Source organism: Streptomyces europaeiscabiei, from assembly GCF_036346855.1.
Taxonomy (GTDB): domain Bacteria; phylum Actinomycetota; class Actinomycetes; order Streptomycetales; family Streptomycetaceae; genus Streptomyces; species Streptomyces europaeiscabiei.
In genome coordinates, this window is record NZ_CP107841.1 from 8,611,256 (window position 1) to 8,631,328 (window position 20,073).

The following is a 20,073-nucleotide window of genomic DNA, read 5'->3' on the forward strand; positions in this document are numbered from 1 at the left end:
CTCAAGTTTTGTGCTGGTGGTGGGGACACTTGGCGGAACCTTGCTGGAAGGGGACGGCGATGGGGCGTGCGGTCGGGGTCGATCTCGGTACGACGAATTCGGTGGTGGCCGTACTGGAGGGCGGCGAGGCGACCGTCGTCGCCAACGCGGAGGGACAGCGGACCACACCGTCGGTGGTGGCGTTCGCCAAGAACGGCGAGGTCCTGGTCGGCGAGGTCGCCAAACGGCAGGCCGTGACGAACGTGGAGCGCACCGCACGCTCCGTCAAACGCCATATGGGCGACACGAGTTGGTGGTTTCCCGAGCAGGGCTCCGTGGACGGCACCCGCTACCGGGCCCAGGAACTGTCCGCGCGCGTCCTGCAGAAGCTGAAGCGGGACGCCGAGTCGTATCTCGGGGAGGACGTCACCGACGCCGTCATCACCGTGCCCGCGTACTTCGACGACGCCCAGCGGCAGGCGACCAAGGAGGCGGGCGAGATCGCGGGCCTGAAGGTCCTGCGGATCATCAACGAGCCCACGGCCGCGGCCCTCGCCTACGGCCTGGACCGGGGCGAGGAACAGACCGTCCTCGTCTTCGACCTCGGCGGCGGCACCTTCGACGTCTCCCTCCTGGAGATCGGCGACGGGGTCATCGAGGTGAAGGCCACCAACGGTGACACACGCCTCGGCGGCGACGACTGGGACCAGCGGGTCGTGGAGTACCTCGTCCAACGCTTCCAGGGGCAGTACGGCGTCAACCTCGGCAACGACAAGATGGCGCTGCAACGGCTGCGCGAGGGCGCCGAGAAGGCCAAGATCGAGCTGTCCAGCTCCTCCGAGACGTCCGTCAACCTGCCGTACATCACCGCCTCCGCCGAGGGCCCGCTCCACCTGGAGGAGAAACTGACGCGCGCCCAGTTCCAGGAGCTGACCGCCGACCTGCTCGACCGCTGCAGGACGCCCTTCCACCAGGCCGTCAAGGACGCGGGGGTGAAGCTCGCCGCGATCGACCGTGTCGTCCTCGTCGGCGGTTCGACGCGGATGCCCGCCGTGAGCGACCTGGTGAAGGAACTCACCGGCAAGGACCCCCACAAGGGCGTGAACCCCGACGAGGTGGTGGCGGTGGGCGCCGCGCTCCAGGCGGGTGTCATCCGGGGCGACGTGAAGGACGTGCTGCTGCTCGACGTCACCCCGCTGTCCCTGGGCATCGAGACCAAGGGCGGCATCATGACGAAGCTCATCGAACGCAACACGACCATCCCGACCCGGCGTTCGGAGATCTTCACCACCGCCGTCGACAACCAGCCCTCGGTCGGCATCCAGGTCTACCAGGGCGAGCGTGAGATCGCCGCGTACAACAAGAAGCTGGGCGTCTTCGACCTCACGGGTCTGCCTCCGTCTCCGCGCGGGGTGCCGCAGATCGAGGTGGCCTTCGACATCGACGCGAACGGCATCATGCACGTGTCGGCGAAGGACCTGGCGACCGGTCGCGAACAGAAGATGACGGTGACGGGCGGCTCCGCCCTCCCCAGGGACGACGTCGACCGCATGATGCGGGAGGCCGAGCAGTACGCCGACGACGACCGTCGGCGCCGCGAGGCCGCCGAGACCCGCAACCACGCCGAGCAACTCGTGTACCAGACGGAGAAGTTCCTCCGTGACAACACCGAGCGGGTCCCCGCCGAGAGCCGCCCCGAGGTCGAGTCCGCGATCGCCGACCTGAAGCGCCTCCTGCAGACCCCCGAGGACACCGCCGCCGTCCGCGCCGCCGCCGAACACCTGGCCACCGTCAGCCAGCGCATGGGCCAGGCCATGTACGCCGCGGCCGCGGCCTCCGCCGGCCAGGCCGACGAACCGCCGCCCGGCCCCACCGACGAGGACGGCGTCGTCGACGCGGAGATCGTGGACGACGAGAAGGGGCCGAAGGGGGGAGCGGCGCAGCCCGGGGGCGAACAGTGAGCGGCGGATCGGCGGGCGCTCAGTACTGGTCGCGGTAGCGCCTCAGGAGTGTTCTCGTCTCCTCGGCGGAAGCCGCGTGCGCGGCCATGTGGTCGAGGACTTCGAGGTGGAGGGCGACCTCGGTGCGGGAGTCGAGGTAGAGGGCGCCGGTGAGGTACTCGGTGTAGACCATGTCGGGGAGTTCCGGTTCGGCGAAGCGGAACAGGGAGAAGGGGGCGTAGGTGCCCGGGTGGGGCCCGCTCGCGAACTCGCAGACCTGAAGGATGACGTTGTCCTTCTCGGTGATCTCCAGCAGCCGGTCGAGCTGGTCGCGCATCACCTGGGAGCGGATGCTCACCGGACGCTTGAGGGCGGTCTCGTCCATGATCACCCACAGATGCGGCGGCTGCTCCTGGGTGAGGAGCTTCTGTCTCGCCATCCGCAACGACACATGGCGTTCGATCGTCTCGGGACCGGTCCGGCCGACGGTCCCGGCCTCCATCACGGCCCGCGCGTACTCCTCGGTCTGCAGCATCCCCGGCACGAAGTGCGGCTCGTACTGCCGGATCAGATGCGCCGCGCCCTCAAGGCTGACGTACACGCTGAACCAGTCGGGCAGCACATCGTGGTACCGCTGCCACCACCCCGGCTTGTTCGCCTCCTCGGCCAGCGTCACGAAGGCGGCGGCGTCGTGCTCGGCGACGCCGTACGTCGTCAGCAGGACCTGGACGTACGGGATCTTGAGCGCGACATCTGCGGTCTCCATGCGCCGTACGGTCGCCGGGGCGACATGGAGGACGCGTGCCGCCTCCTCGCGCTTGAGCCCGGCGGCTTCCCGCAGTTCCTGGAGCCGTCTTCCGAGCACCACCTGACCCACGGTGGGGGCGGGTCGCCGCTCACTCACGCCACGCCTCCCCACGCGCCGGGATGTACGAACAGTCTGTCATGTTCCGGTGGACCTCTCACAGGGGCCACCGGAACGGGACGCCCCGGATTCCGGATGCCCGGAAGGTCCGACGCGTCGTCTCCGGCGGTCGCCCGCCACGACGACCCCAGAGGGTACGGGGTGCCATGACCCCGGAGGTAATCGACGGCCTCACGCCCCGCACGGCAAGGTGAGGTCACCGGCTTCCGGGCCGGTGCACTGCGGTCCGGGGTCCGGCCCCGGCGACCCGCGCCCGCTCGTCGGACGCTCCGCCCGCCGCTGCCCGTCCGGCCGCCGTCCCGGCCCCGCCGCCTCTTCCGATCTCCACCTCGACAGAGAGTGATTCGCCATGTCCGTGACCATGTCCTCGACCGGGCTCGCCGTACTCGCCAGGACCACCGACCCCCGGACCATGCTGCGCCGCTTCCTCGCGGTGGACGCCGTGGTGACCGGGGCGAACGGCCTCGCCTACCTCGCCGTGGCCGGGCCTCTCGGCCGGTTCCTCGGCGTCGGCCCCGGACTTCTCGTCGCGCTCGGCGCCCTTCTCGCGCTGTACGCGGTGGGCGTCGCCCTGTCGGCCTCGCGCGAGCGTCCGCCGGCGCTCCCCGTGCAGGCCGTGATCGGGGCCAACCTCGCCTGGTCGGTCCTCAGCCTCGTCGCCCTGGTGCTGTGGCTGACGCCGAGCACGGCGGGCGCGGTGTGGACCCTGACGCAGGCGCTGACCGTGGCCGGGTTCGCGGCGGTCCAGTACGTCGCCCTGCGCGCGGCCGACCGCTGAGGGGACGTCAGGACAACAGCGAGTGGAGGTACTTGACCGTCGCCGGGTCGGCCGGGAGGAACGTCTCGATGGCCAGCTCGGCCACGGTCACGTCCATGGGGGTGTTGAACGTGGAGACCGAGGAGATGAAGGACAGCACCCGGCCCTCGTGCTCGATCCGCATCGGCAACGCGAAGTAGGCACTCGCCCGCGCGCCGGGTTCCTCATCCGGTTCCTCGTCGGGCGTGCCCGGCGGCAGCGGGTACGCCGCCACCTCCTCGTACAGCGTGCGCAACGGCTCCGAGCGGTGCAGCGCGACCTGGCGTTCCATCTGCTCCAGAAGGTGCCCGCGCCAGGCACGCAGATTGCGGATGCGCGGCGCCATCCCCTCGGGGTGGAGAGTCAGCCGCATCGCGTTGACGGGCGGCGCGAGAAGCGCCTCGGAGACCCCGTCCAGCAGCATGACGATGCCCCGGTTGGCGGCCATGACCTCGTACGTCGCGTTCATCACCAGCGCCGGATACGGCTCGTAGCCCTGGATCAGCCGTTCCACGCCCTCGCGCAGCGCGGCCATCGACGGGTCGTCCAGAGGGGTCTCCGGGTAGCGCGGGGCGTAACCGGCCGCGAGGAGCAGCGCGTTGCGCTCCCGCACCGGTACGTCCAGGTGCTCGGCGAGCCGCAGCACCATCTCCTCGCTCGGGCGGGAGCGGCCCGTCTCGACGAAGCTGATGTGCCGCGCCGACGAACCGGCCCGCAGCGCCAACTCCAGCTGACTGACCCGCCGTTGCTCCCGCCAGGCTCGCAGCAGCGGGCCCACGCCCAGGTCGGAAGGGGCGGCGGGGGGACCCGGTGAACCGGTCGGGACAATGGTCATACGAAGAACGTAACCGAGGCGATCGAGGAGTGGCTCGTGTACAACCCGTGGAACCCGTCCTGGGAGGCGACGGCCGTCTACCGGGCGCGGGTACGAGGGTGCCTGCTGGGCGGCGCGGTCGGGGACGCGCTCGGCTATCCGGTCGAGTTCTCCTCGCTGCCGCAGATCCGGTCCACGTACGGCGAGCGGGGCGTGACCGGGCTCGTGCCGGACGGCGACGGCGTCGTGGGGCGGGTCAGCGACGACACGCAGATGACGCTCTTCACCGTCGAGGGACTCCACCAGGCCCACCAGCACGAGCGGCGCAAGGGCGTCGACGGCGTCTGGTCCGAGCTGGTCCGGGGCGCCTACGGCCGCTGGCTCGACACCCAGCGGCAGCCCGGCCCCGACCCGCGCGCCGTCTCCGGGCTCGCCGCCCAGCCCTGGCTCTACGCCCGCCGCGCCCCGGGCAACGCCTGTCTGTCCGGCCTCGCCAAGCCGTACCGGTCCGAACCGGCGGTCCCGCCGGGGCGGCCCGGACCCGTCAACCCGGACTCCAAGGGCTGCGGCACGGTCATGCGCTCGGCCCCCTTCGGGCTGGCCCGCGTGTCGGCCGAGACCGCGTTCGAGCGAGCCGTGCTGTCGGCCCGGATGACCCACGGCCACCCCACCGGCTACTACGCGGCCGGTGCCTTCGCCGCGATCGTCGCCCACCTGGTGGCCGACGAGTCCCTGGAGGGCGCCGTGCTCCGATCGCTGCGGCTGCTCGCCCGCCACCCCGGTCACGAGGAGACCACCACGGCCCTGACCCGCGCCCTGGACCTGGCCGGCGAGGGCGCCCCGACCGCCGAGAAGCTCGAATCCCTCGGCGCCGGCTGGGTCGCCGAGGAGGCGCTCGCGATGGGCCTGTACTGCGCCCTCGCCACGCACAGTGTCACCGAGGCCCTGCTCCTGGCCGTCAACCACTCCGGAGACAGCGACTCCACCGGCTCCCTCTGCGGCAACCTCCTGGGCGCCCACCACGGTGACCACGGCCTGCCCCAGGAGTGGGTGGCGGCGACGGAGGGCCGCGCCGCGATCACGGTGCTGGCGGACGACTTCGCGGCGGAGTGCGTACGGATCTGACGCTCGCGGAGGTGTCTGACCAGGGACTCGGCGGCTCGGCTGTGGCAGTCTGAAAGGGACCGCACGTCACGGAGGGGACGTCTCGGAAGGAGAGGGCCCATGCCCGTCGAACCCCTGTCGCAGAAGGAGATCGAGGACCGGCTCGTGGAACTGCCCGGCTGGTCGCTGGACGGGGGCCGGATCGCCCGCTCCTACCGGCTGGGCTCGCACTTCGCGGCGACCGCGCTGGTCGTGCACATCGCCCAGACGCAGGAGGAGCTGGGCCACCACTCCGACCTCACCCTCGGCTACAACACGGTATCGCTGACCATCAGCACGCACAGCGCGGGCGGCGCCGTCACCGAGAAGGACTTCGAGCTGGCCCGCAGGGTGGAGGCGCTCGCGCCGGGCCACGGGGCGAGCTGAGGCGGGTGCTGGACTACGACAAGGAGGCCGGTGACTACGACGCCCTGCGCGGCGGTGAGCCCCGGGCCGAGGCCGCCGCCCGCGCCGTACTGGGCCTCGTCCCCGAGGGCACCCGCCGACTGCTCGACATCGCCTGCGGCACCGGGATCGTGACCCGGCGGTTCGCGGCCGCACGGGACGGGATGCGGGTCACGGGCCTCGACCTCACCCACGCGATGGCGAGCCGGGCCGCCGTCCGGCTGCCCGGCTCCGTCGTCATCGGCGACGGCCGCCGGCTCCCCTTCCGCGAGGGGGAGTTCGACGCCGTCACCAGCGTGTGGCTACTGCATCTGCTCAGCGGTCCCGAGGACGTACGGGCCGTGGTCGGCGAGTGCGCCCGCGTGCTCCGCCCCGGCGGCGTCTATGTCACCACCGTCGACAAGGGCGCCTCCCACAACGTGGGCAGCGACATCGACGCCGTGCTGGCCCCCCGCCCCAGGGCCCCGGCCATGGACCCCGCGGCGGCCGTCGAGAGGTACGCCGACGAGCACGGTCTGCGCGCCGCCGGGCAGGCCCGCTTTCCGGGGCGCGGCCAGGGCCGCAGCCCCCGCCGCACCGTCGCCGATCTGCGCCGCGGCTGGTTCGTCACACTCCCGCCCGGCGATCCGCTGGCCGACGACTACGCGGTACGGCTCGCGGCCCTCCCCGACCAGGACCGGCCACGCCCGGATCCGGAGTTCAGCCTGCGGGCGTTCCGCAAGGCGTGAGAGCGGCCGGCGATCAGGACACCGTCGGCCGCGAGGACGTACGGGCCGCTCACGCGCGGTGTCCGGTGGCGGCGGCCCTACCGGCGGTTCCGCCGGGCAGGGAATCGGCCACGTACGCGTCGAGGTCGGGTACTTCTGGGGCGAGGACGTGCCGTACCCAGGCGTCGCGTTCGTGCTGGATCGGCTGGAGTTCCCAGACGCAGCCGATCCACGGCCGGTCGGAGTGACGAGGGGGGTGCCGCCGGTTCGAGCGAGGCCGAGAAGTGGGGGAGGGCGGGGTCGCCGTCGGGGCAGCCGAGCACCGGCTGGCCCGCCGCCGCGCCGCCGAAGTGGGGGACGTTGTCCCACACCCGGCTGTACGCGTTGAGGTGGGCCCCGCTGTCACCGCCCCGGTGCAGCACCACGAAGGTCGCGGCGGGGGCCCCGGGACGACGGCTGGACCACGGTCAGCGTGCCCATCGAGTCCGTCGAGCACGCACACGGTGAGTTCCTGCGGCTGGGCGCGGACGTCGAGGTGCTGGAACCGGCCGGGCTGCGCGGGACGATCGCCCGGACCGTGACCGAACTGGCCGAAAGGTACGGCAACGTGGCCGGGACCGGCGGCGACCGATAGTGCGGAACCCGTCCGTCCTTTCTGGAGGTTCGTCACGTGCAGCACCCGCACAGGCACCACAGACGCCGAGCCCTGCGCTCGCTGGTGACAGCGGCCCTCGTCGCCGCCGGACTCACCACGTTCACCGGCACGCCCGCCCAGGCCGCCACCGCCCGCCAGGTCGAGCGCCTCGACCGGGGCGTGGTCAGCGTGCACGTCGACAGCGGCAATCTGGTCAGCTGGCGCTGGCTGGGCACCGACCCGAACGACGTGTCGTTCAACGTCTACCGGGCCGGTACCAAGGTCAACCCGGTCCCGGTCACCGGCTCGACGAACTACTTCCACTCCGGCGCCCCCGCCCAGGCCGACTACACGGTCCGCGCGATCGTGAACGGCGTGGAGCAGGGCGACTCGGTGCACGCGGTCCAACTCCGCACCGGCTACAAGGACGTGCCGATCAGCGCACCCGCCGGCGGGACCACCCCGGACGGCGTCGCGTACACCTACGAGGCCAACGACGCCTCCGTCGGCGACCTCGACGGCGACGGCGCCCTGGAGTTCGTCCTGAAGTGGCAGCCGACGAACGCCAAGGACAACTCCCAGTCCGGCTACACCGGCAACACGATCATCGACGGCGTCAAGCTCGACGGCACCCGCCTGTGGCGTATCGACCTGGGCCGCAACATCCGCTCGGGCGCGCACTACACGCAGTTCCAGGTGTACGACTACGACGGCGACGGGAAGGCGGAGATCGCCGCCAAGACCGCGGACGGCACGGTCGACGGGGCGGGGACGGTCATCGGCAGCTCCTCAGCCGACCACCGCAACTCCAGCGGCTACATCCTGTCCGGCCCCGAGTACCTGACCATGTTCAACGGCCAGACGGGCAGGGCGATGCAGACCGTGGACTACGTCCCGGCCCGCGGCACGGTCTCGTCCTGGGGCGACTCGTACGGCAACCGCGTGGACCGCTTCCTCGCCGGGACGGCGTATCTGGACGGTGCCCGCCCCTCCCTGATCATGGCGCGCGGCTACTACACCCGTAGCGTGATCGCCGCCTGGGACTGGCGGAACGGCTCCTTCACCCGCCGCTGGACCTTCGACACCAGCTCCTCCACCAACACCGGCCGGGGCTACGACGGGCAGGGCTCGCACAGCCTCTCCGTCGGTGACGTCGACAACGACGGCAAGGACGAGATCGTGTACGGCGCGATGGCCGTGGACGACAACGGCAACGCCCTGTGGACCACGAGGACGGGCCACGGCGACGCCCAGCACCTGGGCGACCTCGACGCGTCCACCTCCGGCCTGGAGTACTTCAAGGTCTCCGAGTCCACCTCGCAGCCCGCCGAGCTGTACATCAACCCCGCGAGCGGCGCGGTCCGCTGGCAGCTCGCCGCCTGCTGCGACAACGGCCGGGGAGTCGCAGGGGACATCTACGCGGGCAACGACGGGCCCGAGATGTGGTCCGCCTCCGACAGCTCCGTCCGCGACGAGGCGGGCGCGACGAAGGGCCGCGAGCCCTCCTCCGTCAACTTCCTGTCCTGGTGGGACGGCGACGCGGTCCGCGAACTCCTCGACGGCACCAGGATCGACAAGTACGGCACCTCCTCCGACACCCGTCTGCTGACCGGCTCCGGGGTCTCCTCCAACAACGGCACCAAGGCCACCCCCGCGCTCTCCGGCGACATCCTCGGCGACTGGCGCGAGGAGGTCGTCTGGCGCACCAGCGGCAACACGGCCCTGCGGATCTACTCGACGCCGGTCGAGACCGGCACGAAGATCACGACCCTGCTGCACGACCCGATGTACCGCACGGGTCTGGCCTGGCAGAACACGGCCTACAACCAGCCCCCGCACACCAGCTTCTTCATCGGCCACAACATGCCGACGGCGCCCCGGCCGACGGTGTACACGCCGTAGGGAACCGGTCCGTGGGCCGGCCGGGAGCCCGGCCCGCCCACGGACTCCGGCGGGCTCGTCAGCCCAGTGTCAGCGATGCCTGCACGGGCAGATGGTCGCTGGGGAACTGGCCGTTCGACGCGAAGGTGTTGATGGCCGCCCGGTGGGCCGTGGTACCGGGCCTCGTCAGGATCCAGTCGATGCGGTCGCCGCCAGGAGTCAGCGGGTGGTAGCCGTGGAACGTCGCGTAGAGGTCGCCGCGCTCCGCCGTCGTGTCCCAGGTGTCGACGAGTCCGGCGCCCAGCATCGTGTCGTAGACCGCGTTCCGGTGGGCCGCGACATTGAAGTCCCCGGTGACGACGAGGGGGAGCGACGGGTCGAACCCGGCGACACGCCGGGCGATCAGGGCCGCGGCGCGCTCGCGGGCGTACTGGCCGGCGTTGTCGAGGTGGGTGTTGAGGACGTAGAACTGTCTGTCGCCGTCCCGCAGATCGCGGAATCTGACCCAGGTGACCATACGGATGGAGCCGCCGCCCCAGGTGTTCGACCCGGGCACGTCCGGGGTGTCGGAGAGCCAGAAGTGCTGGTACTCGACGGGCGCGAGTCGGCGGGTGTCGTAGAAGACCGCCATGAACTCGTCCCGGTTGCCGCCCGCGCGTCCGGTGCCGATCCAGCGGTAGTCCGGTCCGAGGTCGGTCTCGATGTCGAGCAGTTGCCGGTGGAGACCTTCCTGGGTGCCGATGACATGGGGTGCCTCCTGCCGCAGGAGTGCCCGCATCACCGGCCTGCGCACGGCCCAGCTGTTGGGCCGGGTGGTGTTCGCGTAGCGCAGATTGAACGACATGACGTCGAGACGGGGGACGGCCGGCTCCTCCGCCGCGTCCGCCGCGACGGCTGGTTCGGCGGACAACCCGGCGTGGGACAGGGGCAGCAGAACCGCAGCGGCGAGCGCGGTCTGCAGGCTGAGGCGACGCGTGACTCGGCTGTGGTTCGGCACAGGGGCTCCTTCTGCGGCGGCTTCCGGGCGAGTCGTGCGCACAACAGTGTGGAACGGCTTTCCATGTTAGGCATGAACATGTCGATGTATCGAGATGTACGGCTCGAAGATCGCAGACACATCGGAGCATGCGAAGAGGGCGCGCGCCCGACCCAGGCGCGCGCCCTCGCCTCGTCCTGCGCGGGTGTCAGGTCACCGTGCAGGACTGGTCACCGAGTTTGAACGCGGTCGGTCTGCCGTTCGCCCCCGACCGGCTTCCGGTGAAGCCGAAGCTCACCGACGAACCGGCCGCCACGGTGCCGTTCCAGCCGATGTTCCTGGCCGTGACCGCCGAACCGGACTGGGTGTGGGTGGCGTTCCAGATCTGGGAGACGCTCTGGCCGTTCGGGAAGGTCCAGCCGAGGGACCAGCCGGTCCACGCGCTCGTGCCCGTGTTGGACAGCTGCACGTCCGCCTGGAAGCCTCCTGACCACTCGTTGGTGACCTTGTACGTCACCGCGCAGGCTCCCGTCGGCTCGGGTTCCGGATCCGTACCGCCGCCCCCGCCGCCCGTGTCGGAGGAGTCGCCGTAGACGACCCCGCGCCCGTTCGTCGACACGTAGACCCGCCCGTACACCCTCGGGTCACCCGTGATCGCCGCCCCCGTCCAGCCCCACTGGTGGGCGTCGTCGTTGATCCGGGTCCAGGTCGCGCCCTTGTCGGTCGAACGGAAGATGCCGCGTACGCCGCCGATTTTGGCGCTGGTGTAGAGGGTCTGGTACGAGGCTCCCGTCGCCGCCTTGCCGAAGCCGATCGTGTCGGCCTGCTCGACGCCCGAGAGCTTGGTCCAGGTGGCGCCGCCGTCCGTCGAGTGCCACAGACCGTAGGCGCCGTCGGTCGCGCCGCCCGCCAGCCACACGTCACCCTTCGCACCGGGCAGCGCCTTGAAGCGCACGCTGTCGCCGCTCGGGAGGCCGGTCGCGTTCGACGCGGTGAAGGTGGCTCCGCCGTCCGTGCTGAAGTAGAACTTCCCGGACTTGAAGCCGTAGAAGGTCTTCGGGTCGACCCGGTCGGACTCCACGATCGCGTCTGCCGGGATGCCGCTCGACGCCGACCACGAGTTGCCGAAGCCCGTCGCGTACCGCACGCCCGTGCCCGCCGGGCTCCACACGAACCGGCTGCCGTCCGAGGCCGCCGCGACCGTACCGCCGCCGCTCACGCCCGACGGGTCGGTGCCCGCGAACCAGTTGGCGCCGTTGTCCGTGGAGAAGGCGATGTGCGGGCCCGAGTCCAGATTGCCGACCCGGACGACCGTGTTCGGGTTGGACTCGGCGTAGTCCAGGCTGGTCGTCGTCGTGAAGTTCGGCTGTGTGAACATCATCGACGGGACCTTGGTCAGATCCGTGTGCCGGAAGCCGCCGATGTCACCGAGCGCGCTGAGCAGCGGGGCGCCGGACGGGGGCGAGGCCAGGTCGTTGACGGCCGTCTCCTCCAGGCCCTGCACCATCGGTCTGATCGTGAACTGGCCGCCGCTGTCCCAGTTCCCCAGGTTCTCCGTTCCGTAGATCGTCGCGCCCGTCCCGTACATCATCCGGCCGGAGTCGAACGGGTCGATCTCCAACGCCTCGGTCATCCAGCCGAGTTTGGGGGTCTGCTCCGGCGGTGACGGGTTCGCGCCCCAGGTCAGCCAGGGGGAGGACGAGACATCCATGGTGAAGCGGTTCGAGCGGTTCGGATAGGACGAATAGTCCCACGCCTTGGTCCAGGTCGCGCCGCTGTCCGTCGAGCGGAAGATCTGTGTGTCCGGCCACCAGGAGCTGTACGCCGTCGCCATGACCGTGCCCGGATCCTGCCGGTCGACGGTCAGCCCGCTGAAGCCGTAGTACGTGTCGGCCTCCGCCACCGGGCTGATGTTCGTCCAGCTGCCCGTCGCGGTCGCGTACCGCCACAGCTGGCCCTTGCCGCCGTCGTACGGCCCGCCCTTGTCGCTGTACGACAGGTACAGATGGCCGTTCGTCGCGTCGAGGACTCCCTTGTGGGCCAGATAGCCGGTCGGCTGCCCGGCCACCCGCGACCAGGTCGCGCCCGCGTCCGTCGAGCGGTAGACGGCGTTGTCCTTGTCGGCGACCCCGACGTAGAGGGTCTTCGTGGCGTTCCCGGACGTACCGGTGGTCTCGTCGAAGGTGACCCAGACGATGCCCTGGTTGTCACTGGAGTACCCGCTAGTGTCGGACGGATCGGCCACGTAGTTGCCGACGTTCGGGAAGTTCGTCACCTGCGACCAGGTGACCCCCGAGTCCGTCGACCGCCACAGCCCCTTACCGCTCGGCGCGCCCAGATACAGCACGCTGTTCCGGTTCGGGTCCACGGCGAGGCGCTCGCCCATGCCCCGGCCCGGCATGTTCCCGCCCAGCTTGAACGGCAGGTTGGTCTTCTGCCAGCTCGCGCCCCGGTCGGACGAACGAAGGACCGCCCCGTTCCCCGGGTCCCAGCTGTTGGTGTACGTACCGGCCGCCACGTACACCTTGTTCGGGTCGACCGAGTCGGAGGCCAGGCTCACGACACCCGTGTGCCCCCAGTTGTCCCAGCCGACCGAGTCGAGCAACGGAGTCCACGTCTTCGACGCCTCCACCCAGCGATAGGCCCCGCCGATGTCCGTACGGGCGTACGCGAGGTTCCGCTCCTTGCGGTTGAAGACGATGCCGGGCACGAAGCCACCGCCGTCGATGCGGGCGTTCTTCCAGGTGTAGGTGTCGGCGGCGATGGACACCGACTTGTCGGCCTTCTCGGCGGCCAGCGCGGGTGGGGATCCGGCGAGAAGGCCGGCCGCGAGAGCCAGGACGGTGGTGAGGATGCGGGTTCTTCGCACCGTGGGGGGTCCTCTCCTGACGAGTGGGGGGAAGTTCTCAGAAAAGGGCGCAGCACCCCGCGCCCTTGAAGGGGCGCGGGGAACTGCGCGACCGGCCACAGACGGCCGTCGGCCGTCATACGAACCAGGCGGCTCTACTCCAGGAGCTCCGCGTACGAACCCATGGCCAAGGCGATGTCCGCCTGAGCCCAGAACCGGTGATACGTGAACGAGGGCGCGGCGCCACCGGCGAGATACGCCTCGATCTTCGACCAGGCCGGATCGTCCTCGTAGAACGAACGGATCGAGTCGAAGGTGGACGACGAGTTGATCGTGTCCCCGTTCGGCATCGTCCCGGTCCACCCACTGGGCACGTACACCCGGTCGTCGAACCGGTTGTAGTCGGACCGGGTCTCCGAGACGGCGATCCCGAGCCCGTCCTGGTGGTGGTCCCACATGCCGTCCAGCAGCGCCTTCGCGACCCGGGCCGCGTCGGCGTCACCGGAGCGGTCGGCGTAGTACGTCAGTGTCTTGGCGTACGCGGCCGCCACGCCCACGTCGTCGGTGTAGTCGGCGACGGTGACATGAAGTCCCGCGTTCGCGCCGGGACTTGACGCGCTCCAGGTGTCGGGTGCGCCGGACCACTGCAGCGTGGACGGAATCCGGTAGGTGCCGTCCGGGTTGATCGTCGTCTTGGAGAGCGCCCAGTCGACCCACTTGTCGAGGACGGTCTTCGCGGCGGCGTTCCCCGTCTGCTGGTAGTACTCGGCGACCCGCTCCATGGACCACGCCTGGAAGCCGAACCACTGGTTGGACGGCGGGTCGTGGTACACCGGCTTCTCGTCGTAGAACATGCCGTAGAAGGTCGGCGTCCCGGCCGGGGGAGTGGCGTACCGCCCCGCCCAGCTGTTGGTGGCGCCGCCCGCGATGCCGCCCTCGTTGGACTGCAGCCAGCGGTAGAACTCGATCTGCCGGTCGAGGGACTTGGCCCAGTCCGCCTGCCCGGTCGTCGACTTGGGCTTCAGCGGGGCGTAGTTGGCGAGGGCGTGCGCGGCCAGCGGGTTCTGGTAGCCGCCGTGCGTGTGGCTGGAGCCGATCCGCCAGGCCCAGCCGGCGTTGGTGTCGGTGGCGCCACCCCACGCGTAGTACCAGTTGAGAAGGTAGTGGGAGGCGTCCTTGCCGGTGCCCGCGGGGCAGCTGGTCGGCCCCACACAGTTCCCGATCTTCTTGAAGTACTTGTCGTACATCGCGTAGCGCAGATAGTCGCCCATCTTCGCGGCCTTGCCGATGGTCGCGGAGACATCGGCGCCCTTGCCCTGTTCCTTGGCCCAGATGTCCGCCCAGTACGCGGCCTGCACGGCACGCGCGTCGGCGTCCGGCGCGTTGGTGAACTTCCACTGCTTCGAGTACGACGCGTCACCGGTGAACAGGTCCAGGTACCCGTTCCTGCCGCCGTACTTGAACTGGTCGCAGGTGGGCTGCGGGACGGTCTCCCACACGGACTCCTGCGGCCCGCGCTGGAAGGTGTTGATGTACGACGGTCCGGTGTCGGCCGGGCCCGCCTCGCACTTGCCGGGCGAGTTGCCGTAGCCGTAGACGTTGTCGACGTCCTGCAGCCAGTGCATGCCGTAGACGTCGTCCGTGCCGTACGCGCTCTTCAGCTCCGCGGCGATGGGGTCCGAGCCGACCGAGACTCCGTTGTTGAGCTGCGCCGGATACTCGTTGGGGGTGTCGTGCTCGGGGGCGTACGTCGCCGGCTTGGAGGCGTTGTAGAAGGAGTTGGTCGGCTGGTCGGCGTGGGTCGGGATCATGAACTTCTCCATGATGTCCCAGGCCCCGTTGAACTTGGACCAGTCACCCGTCACCTTGCCGTACATGGCCTGCAGCCACAGGAGGTAGCTGTACGCCTCCGACGTGGTCTCATGACCGTGGTCCGGCGCCTCGACGATCAGCGTCTCCACCGAGTGGTACGGGATGCCCTCGGGGGAGAAGTAGCCGTTCGCCGGGTTGGTGATCTTGCCGTACATCTCCAGGAAGCGCTCGTCGTACGTGCTCGACGCGGCCAGCTGGGTCACGGTCACCGAGGCCTTGGCATGGCCGGTGGCCGTCGAGTCGAAGACCGCCGAACCGGTGCCGGACGCGTTGGCGCCGATGGTCACCTTCTGCGCGGTGTTCCAGTTCGACGAGGTGAAGGTCAGCGACGCGCCGCCCGTCACGGAGAGCCCGGTGTTGCCGGACGCCCGCGCGGTGGTCACCGTCACGTTGCCGGACGGCTGTGTCGAAAGTTTCACGTCGTACGTACCCGACTGGCCCTGGCGCACGCCCAGTTGGGTCGGCGAGACCACCACGGCGGGACCCGAGGCGACCGTGATGCCGACCGGTGTCGAGCTCGCCGACGCGCCCAGGCTGTCGTACGCCTTGGCCACCAGCGAATGACTGCCCACGGTCAATCCCGTGGCCGAGTACGTGTACGGCGAGGTCGTGTCCGTGCCCAGCAGGGTGGTGTCGTCGTAGAACTCGACCTTCGTGACCGTCGCGTTGTCCGCCGCGGCGGCGGTGGCCGCCATCGGCACCGCGGTGCCCTGCGAGTACACCGCGCCCGGCGCCGGGCTGGTCAGCACCGTGATCGGCGGCTGGTGCGCGCCCACGCACGTGGTGCCGTTGATCGCGAAGGAGGTCGGCGCGGTGTTCGTGCCGCTGTACGTGAACTGGGCGCCGGTGGTCACCGCGGCCCCGACGGCGATCGCGCCGTTCCAGGACGCGTTCTTCGCGGTCACCGCCTTGCCGGACTGCGACCAGGTGCCGCTCCAGCCGTTGGTGAGTGTCTGGTTGCCCGCGTAGGCGTACGTCAGGGTCCAGCCGTTGATGGCCTCCGTGCCCCGGTTGGTGATCGTCAGCTCGGCGGTGAAACCGGAGCCCCAGTCATTGGTCTTGTAGTCGACGTTGCAGGCGACCGCCGCGGCACTCGCGGGAGTCGATCCGGTGCCGAGCATCGTCAAGGGGAGGGCGAGGGCCGCGACCACGGCCGTCCACATGCGCCGCGAGGCACGGCGTCTCCGTCTGGGGTGCATGCTCTGGTTCCTTCCGTGCGGCTCTAGCGAAGGTGGGGGCGGAGCGGCAACAACAAGCCTTGAACCAGTGGGAGCGCTCCCATATTGAGGAGGAGGGCGCAAGGGGTCAAGGTGTTTGAAGAGTCGAAAAGATTCGATCAGGGCGAAAAGATTCAGCGGGCGCAATAACGCAACACCTCTGTCTTTTACCGTCACTTGGCGCTACCTTCACCAGCACCAGTGGGAGCGGTTCCACCAGTCGACGCGTACTTCCCAGACGTGTCCGAGCTGCGAGGGACGCTCAGAGCACACCCCCAGCGTTCAGGTCTTTTACTCGCCTCGGCGACAGCGCGACGACTCCTCCTCGTACACCCCACTACGGAAGAGGAAACCCGCACTCATGAGCCGTACCAGAACAGCACTCCTGGCTGCGTTGGCGCTGGTCGCCGGCGCCGCCGGACCCGCCATGGCCGCCGTACCGGACGACGCCGGCGTCCAGGCGATCCCCTGCACGGTCGACTACAAGGTGCAGAACCAGTGGTCCACCGGCTTCACCACCGCCGTCACGATCACCAACAACAGTGCCGCGAAGTCGTCCTGGGCCGTGAAGTGGTCCTATGCGGGCAACCAGCAGGTCACCAACGGCTGGAACTCCCGGATCACGCAGAGCGGTACGTCGGTGACCGCCGCCAACGAGACGTACAACGGCACGCTGGCGACCGGCGGTTCGGTCAGCTTCGGCTTCCAGGCCTCCTACAGCGGCACCAACGCCCTGCCGACGACCTTCACGCTCGACGGCGTGACCTGCAACGTCGACGACGGCGGCGGTGGCACGGACCCGGGCACACCGGGCACGAAGGTGGACAACCCGTACTCCGGCGCCAAGGTGTACGTGAACCCGGAGTGGTCCGCGAAGGCCGCCGCCGAGCCGGGCGGCAGCCGGATCTCCAGCCAGCCGACGGGCGTCTGGCTGGACCGGATCGCCGCCATCGAGGGCGTGGGCAGCGGCATGGGCCTGCGCGACCACCTCGACGAGGCGCTGCGGCAGAAGGGTTCGGGCGAGCTGGCCATCCAGCTGGTGATCTACAACCTGCCCGGCCGTGACTGCGCGGCCCTCGCCTCCAACGGCGAGCTGGGCCCGACGGAGATCGGCCGCTACAGGACCGAGTACATCGACCCGATCGCGGCCATCCTCGCCGACTCGAAGTACGCCGGCCTGCGCATCGTCACGACCGTCGAGATCGACTCGCTGCCCAACCTCGTCACCAACACCGGCAGCCGCCCGACGGCCACCCCCCAGTGCGATGTGATGAAGGCCAACGGCAACTACGTCAAGGGCGTCGGCTACGCGCTCAACAAGCTCGGTGACGTGGGGAACGTCTACAACTACGTCGACGCCGGCCACCACGGCTGGATCGGCTGGGACGACAACTTCGGTGCCTCCGCCACCACGTTCAAGGAGGCGGCGACCGCCGAGGGCGCCACGGTCAACGACGTCCACGGCTTCATCACCAACACGGCGAACTACAGCGCCCTCAAGGAGAACAACTTCTCCATCAACGGCTCCGTGGCCGGCAAGTCGGTCCGCGAGTCGAAGTGGGTCGACTGGAACCGCTATGTCGACGAGCTGTCCTTCGCCCAGGCCTTCCGCAACCAGCTCGTCTCGGTCGGCTTCAACTCGAACATCGGCATGCTGATCGACACCTCCAGGAACGGCTGGGGCGGCAGCGCCCGGCCCACCGGTCCCGGCGCCACGACCAGCGTGGACACCTACGTCGACGGCGGCCGCTACGACCGTCGCTTCAACACGGGCAACTGGTGCAACCAGTCCGGAGCCGGCCTCGGCGAGCGTCCGAAGGCCTCCCCCGAAGCCGGGATCGACGCCTATGTGTGGATGAAGCCGCCGGGTGAGTCCGACGGGTCCAGCTCCGCCATCCCGAACAACGAGGGCAAGGGCTTCGACCGCATGTGCGACCCGACGTACACGGGCAACCCGCGCAACAACAACAACATGTCCGGTGCCCTGGCGAACGCGCCGATCTCCGGGCACTGGTTCTCCGCCCAGTTCCAGCAGCTGATGCAGAACGCGTACCCCGCGCTCTGAGTCCGCTCGGTAGAACCGGTCCGCCAGGGGTCAGCCACACTTCCCCCACCCCCTGGCGGGCCAGCGGCACGTCTGTATGAGCCACATCACGATGGCGGAGGCGGGCGGGTGCGATGAGTTCCGGGCGACGCGGCGGTCTTCGTCGCCGTGAGCCCGTGACAGTACGAGAGACCCGTGACAGTACGAGGAAAGAGAACCCCAAGCGCCTCGTGATCTGTGAGTTCATGAGCCTGGACGGTGTCGTACAGGCGCCCGGCGGCCCCGACGAGGACACCGAGGGCGGGTTCGCCCATGGCGGCTGGACCCACCCGTCCTTCGACCCGGAGGTCGTCGGTGGCGCCTGGGACGCCGCGCTGGAGAAGGCCGACGCGCTGCTGTACGGACGCCGCACCTGGAAGGGCATGGCCGGGGCGTGGCCCGACCGTGCCGGCGATCCTCCCCCGCAAGCGGGGGGACCCCCAGCCGACCGGATGAACTCCATCCGCACGTACGTCGTGTCCGCCACCCTCACCGACTCCGGACCGGCCTGGGAGAACACCACGCGCATCCCCGGCGAGGACGCCGTCGCCCGCATCCGTGAGCTGCGCGAGACCAGCGGTGGCGACCTGCTCGTGATGGGCAGCCCCACCCTCGCCCGCACCCTCCTGCACGAGGGCCTCGCCGAGGAGCTCGTCCTGATCGTCATGCCGGTCGTCCTCGGCGGCGGAAAAGACGATCTTCCCCGGCGACGGCGCCAACACACCCTGGAGCTGGTCTCCACCACCACCAGCGGCGCGGGCGTGAACGTGTGCGTCTACCGAGTGGCGGAGAAGGACTGAATCGGCACAAAGGATTTGCCGATACGGCAAGGGGAGTGGCCGTTCTCCGGTGCGTCGGAGCAAGCTGACGGCACCCGGAAGAGAGGCTCCACGTCATGGGACAGCACCACCACGGCCAGGGTCGGCACGAGCAGGGCCACGACCACGGCCACCGTCACGGCGGTCACGACCACACCGACATCGACTGGGCCGAGCTGGCCGAGCACCTGGAGGGACAGGCGGAGCTGTTCGCGCCGCTGAACCGACGGGCCGCCGCCTGGGTGGCCGCCCGCCGGCCCGAACCGGGTCTGGTCGTCGACGTCGGCAGCGGCCCGGGGGTCGTGAGCTGTCTGCTGGCCGAGGAGTTCCCCGGCGCCAGGGTCGTCGCCCTGGACGGCTCCGGGCCCCTGCTGGAGCGGGCCCGCGCCCGTGCCGAACGCCTGGGTCTCGCCGACCGGTTCGACATCGTGGAGGCCGAACTGCCGGGCGGTCTGGACGACCTGGACTACCCCGTCGACCTGCTGTGGGCCAGCCGTAGCCTGCATCACCTCGGCGACCAGCGCGCCGCCCTCGCCGCCTTCGCCGAACGCCTCGCCCCCGGCGGCATGGTGGCCCTCGTCGAGGGCGGGCTGCCCAGCCGGTTCCTGCCCCGTGACATCGGAATCGGCCGCCCCGGACTGCAGTCCAGGCTCGACGCGGCCGAGGACCGGTGGTTCTCCGAGATGCGGGCCGCGGTGCCCGGCAGCGTCACGGAGACCGAGGACTGGCCGGGGCTGCTCACCGCCGTCGGCCTGCGTGACGCCACGTCCCACACCTTCCTGCTGGACATCCCGGCCCCCGTCCCCGAAGCCGCCCGCGCGTACGCCGTGGCCCAGTTCCAGCGCGGCCGGGGAATGCTCGCGGACTTCCTCGACGCCTCCGACCTCGCGACCGTCGACCGGCTCCTCGACCCCGACGACAAGGCGAGCCTGTACCACCGCACGGACCTCTTCGTCCTCGCGGCCCACACGGTTCACGTGGCCCGGCGGTGATTTCCGGCAGGGCCCCGGCCGCCTGCGGCTCTTGACTTCGAGA

Annotated in this window: 14 protein-coding genes and 1 pseudogene; 10 read left to right on the forward strand and 5 right to left on the reverse strand. The window is 70.2% G+C overall.

Features of this window, described 5'->3' with window-relative positions; translation table 11 throughout:
- Positions 1-59 precede the first annotated feature (59 nt).
- Complete coding sequence (dnaK, locus tag OG858_RS37455; protein WP_086749878.1) at positions 60-1,940, forward strand: molecular chaperone DnaK; 1,881 nt, start codon at positions 60-62, stop codon at positions 1,938-1,940.
- Positions 1,941-1,959: 19 nt separating this feature from the next.
- Here dnaK and OG858_RS37460 read toward each other — a convergent pair whose 3' ends face one another.
- Positions 1,960-2,823 carry a helix-turn-helix domain-containing protein gene (locus OG858_RS37460; protein WP_086749879.1) on the reverse strand — a complete coding sequence of 288 codons (864 nt, stop codon included), beginning with the start codon at positions 2,821-2,823 and terminating at the stop codon, positions 1,960-1,962.
- 382 nt (positions 2,824-3,205) lie between these two features.
- Between OG858_RS37460 and OG858_RS37465 the strand changes: the two genes are divergently transcribed.
- Positions 3,206-3,622, forward strand: coding sequence for a hypothetical protein (locus tag OG858_RS37465; protein WP_086749887.1), 417 nt, complete (start codon positions 3,206-3,208; stop codon positions 3,620-3,622).
- Between the two features lie 7 nt (positions 3,623-3,629).
- Here the strand turns inward: OG858_RS37465 and OG858_RS37470 are convergent, their stop codons facing one another.
- Entirely contained in the window at positions 3,630-4,475 is an 846-nt protein-coding gene (locus OG858_RS37470) for a helix-turn-helix domain-containing protein (protein WP_319064127.1), read from the reverse strand.
- A gap of 36 nt (positions 4,476-4,511) precedes the next feature.
- Here OG858_RS37470 and OG858_RS37475 point away from each other — a divergent pair, with 36 nt between their 5' ends.
- The 5 genes and pseudogenes from OG858_RS37475 (at position 4,512) to OG858_RS37495 (ending at position 9,245) form a co-directional block, all read left to right on the forward strand.
- Entirely contained in the window at positions 4,512-5,579 is a 1,068-nt protein-coding gene (locus OG858_RS37475) for an ADP-ribosylglycohydrolase family protein (protein WP_086749881.1), read from the forward strand.
- 99 nt (positions 5,580-5,678) lie between these two features.
- Complete coding sequence (locus tag OG858_RS37480) at positions 5,679-5,984, forward strand: 4a-hydroxytetrahydrobiopterin dehydratase (protein ID WP_086749882.1); 306 nt, start codon at positions 5,679-5,681, stop codon at positions 5,982-5,984.
- A 5-nt stretch (positions 5,985-5,989) separates the two neighbouring features.
- Positions 5,990-6,730, forward strand: coding sequence for a class I SAM-dependent methyltransferase (locus OG858_RS37485; protein ID WP_086749883.1), 741 nt, complete (start codon positions 5,990-5,992; stop codon positions 6,728-6,730).
- Positions 6,731-7,178: 448 nt separating this feature from the next.
- Positions 7,179-7,343, forward strand: a pseudogene (locus OG858_RS37490) (WCX domain-containing protein); the annotation flags it as partial.
- A gap of 36 nt (positions 7,344-7,379) precedes the next feature.
- Positions 7,380-9,245: a rhamnogalacturonan lyase gene (locus OG858_RS37495; RefSeq protein ID WP_086749885.1), complete on the forward strand. Its 1,866-nt coding sequence runs from the start codon at positions 7,380-7,382 to the stop codon at positions 9,243-9,245.
- Between the two features lie 58 nt (positions 9,246-9,303).
- Here the strand turns inward: OG858_RS37495 and OG858_RS37500 are convergent, their stop codons facing one another.
- The 3 genes from OG858_RS37500 to OG858_RS37510 form a co-directional block, all read right to left on the reverse strand.
- On the reverse strand, positions 9,304-10,221 hold the full coding sequence (locus tag OG858_RS37500; RefSeq protein WP_319064126.1) for an endonuclease/exonuclease/phosphatase family protein: 918 nt from the start codon (positions 10,219-10,221) through the stop codon (positions 9,304-9,306).
- Between the two features lie 187 nt (positions 10,222-10,408).
- Positions 10,409-13,069, reverse strand: a complete 2,661-nt coding sequence (locus OG858_RS37505; RefSeq protein ID WP_319261296.1) for a cellulose binding domain-containing protein — start codon at positions 13,067-13,069, stop codon at positions 10,409-10,411.
- Positions 13,070-13,203: 134 nt separating this feature from the next.
- A complete protein-coding gene (locus OG858_RS37510; protein ID WP_086749404.1) occupies positions 13,204-16,119 on the reverse strand; it encodes a glycoside hydrolase family 48 protein in 2,916 nt (971 codons plus the stop codon).
- Between the two features lie 379 nt (positions 16,120-16,498).
- Between OG858_RS37510 and OG858_RS37515 the strand changes: the two genes are divergently transcribed.
- From OG858_RS37515 to OG858_RS37525, 3 genes are all read left to right on the forward strand, one after another.
- The gene (locus tag OG858_RS37515; protein ID WP_328544012.1) at positions 16,499-18,202 is read left to right on the forward strand and encodes a glycoside hydrolase family 6 protein; all 1,704 of its coding nucleotides are present in this window, start codon (positions 16,499-16,501) and stop codon (positions 18,200-18,202) included.
- 224 nt (positions 18,203-18,426) lie between these two features.
- Positions 18,427-19,020: a dihydrofolate reductase family protein gene (locus OG858_RS37520; protein WP_328544011.1), complete on the forward strand. Its 594-nt coding sequence runs from the start codon at positions 18,427-18,429 to the stop codon at positions 19,018-19,020.
- A 95-nt stretch (positions 19,021-19,115) separates the two neighbouring features.
- Entirely contained in the window at positions 19,116-20,030 is a 915-nt protein-coding gene (locus tag OG858_RS37525; protein ID WP_086749406.1) for a class I SAM-dependent methyltransferase, read from the forward strand.
- Positions 20,031-20,073: the final 43 nt, after the last annotated feature.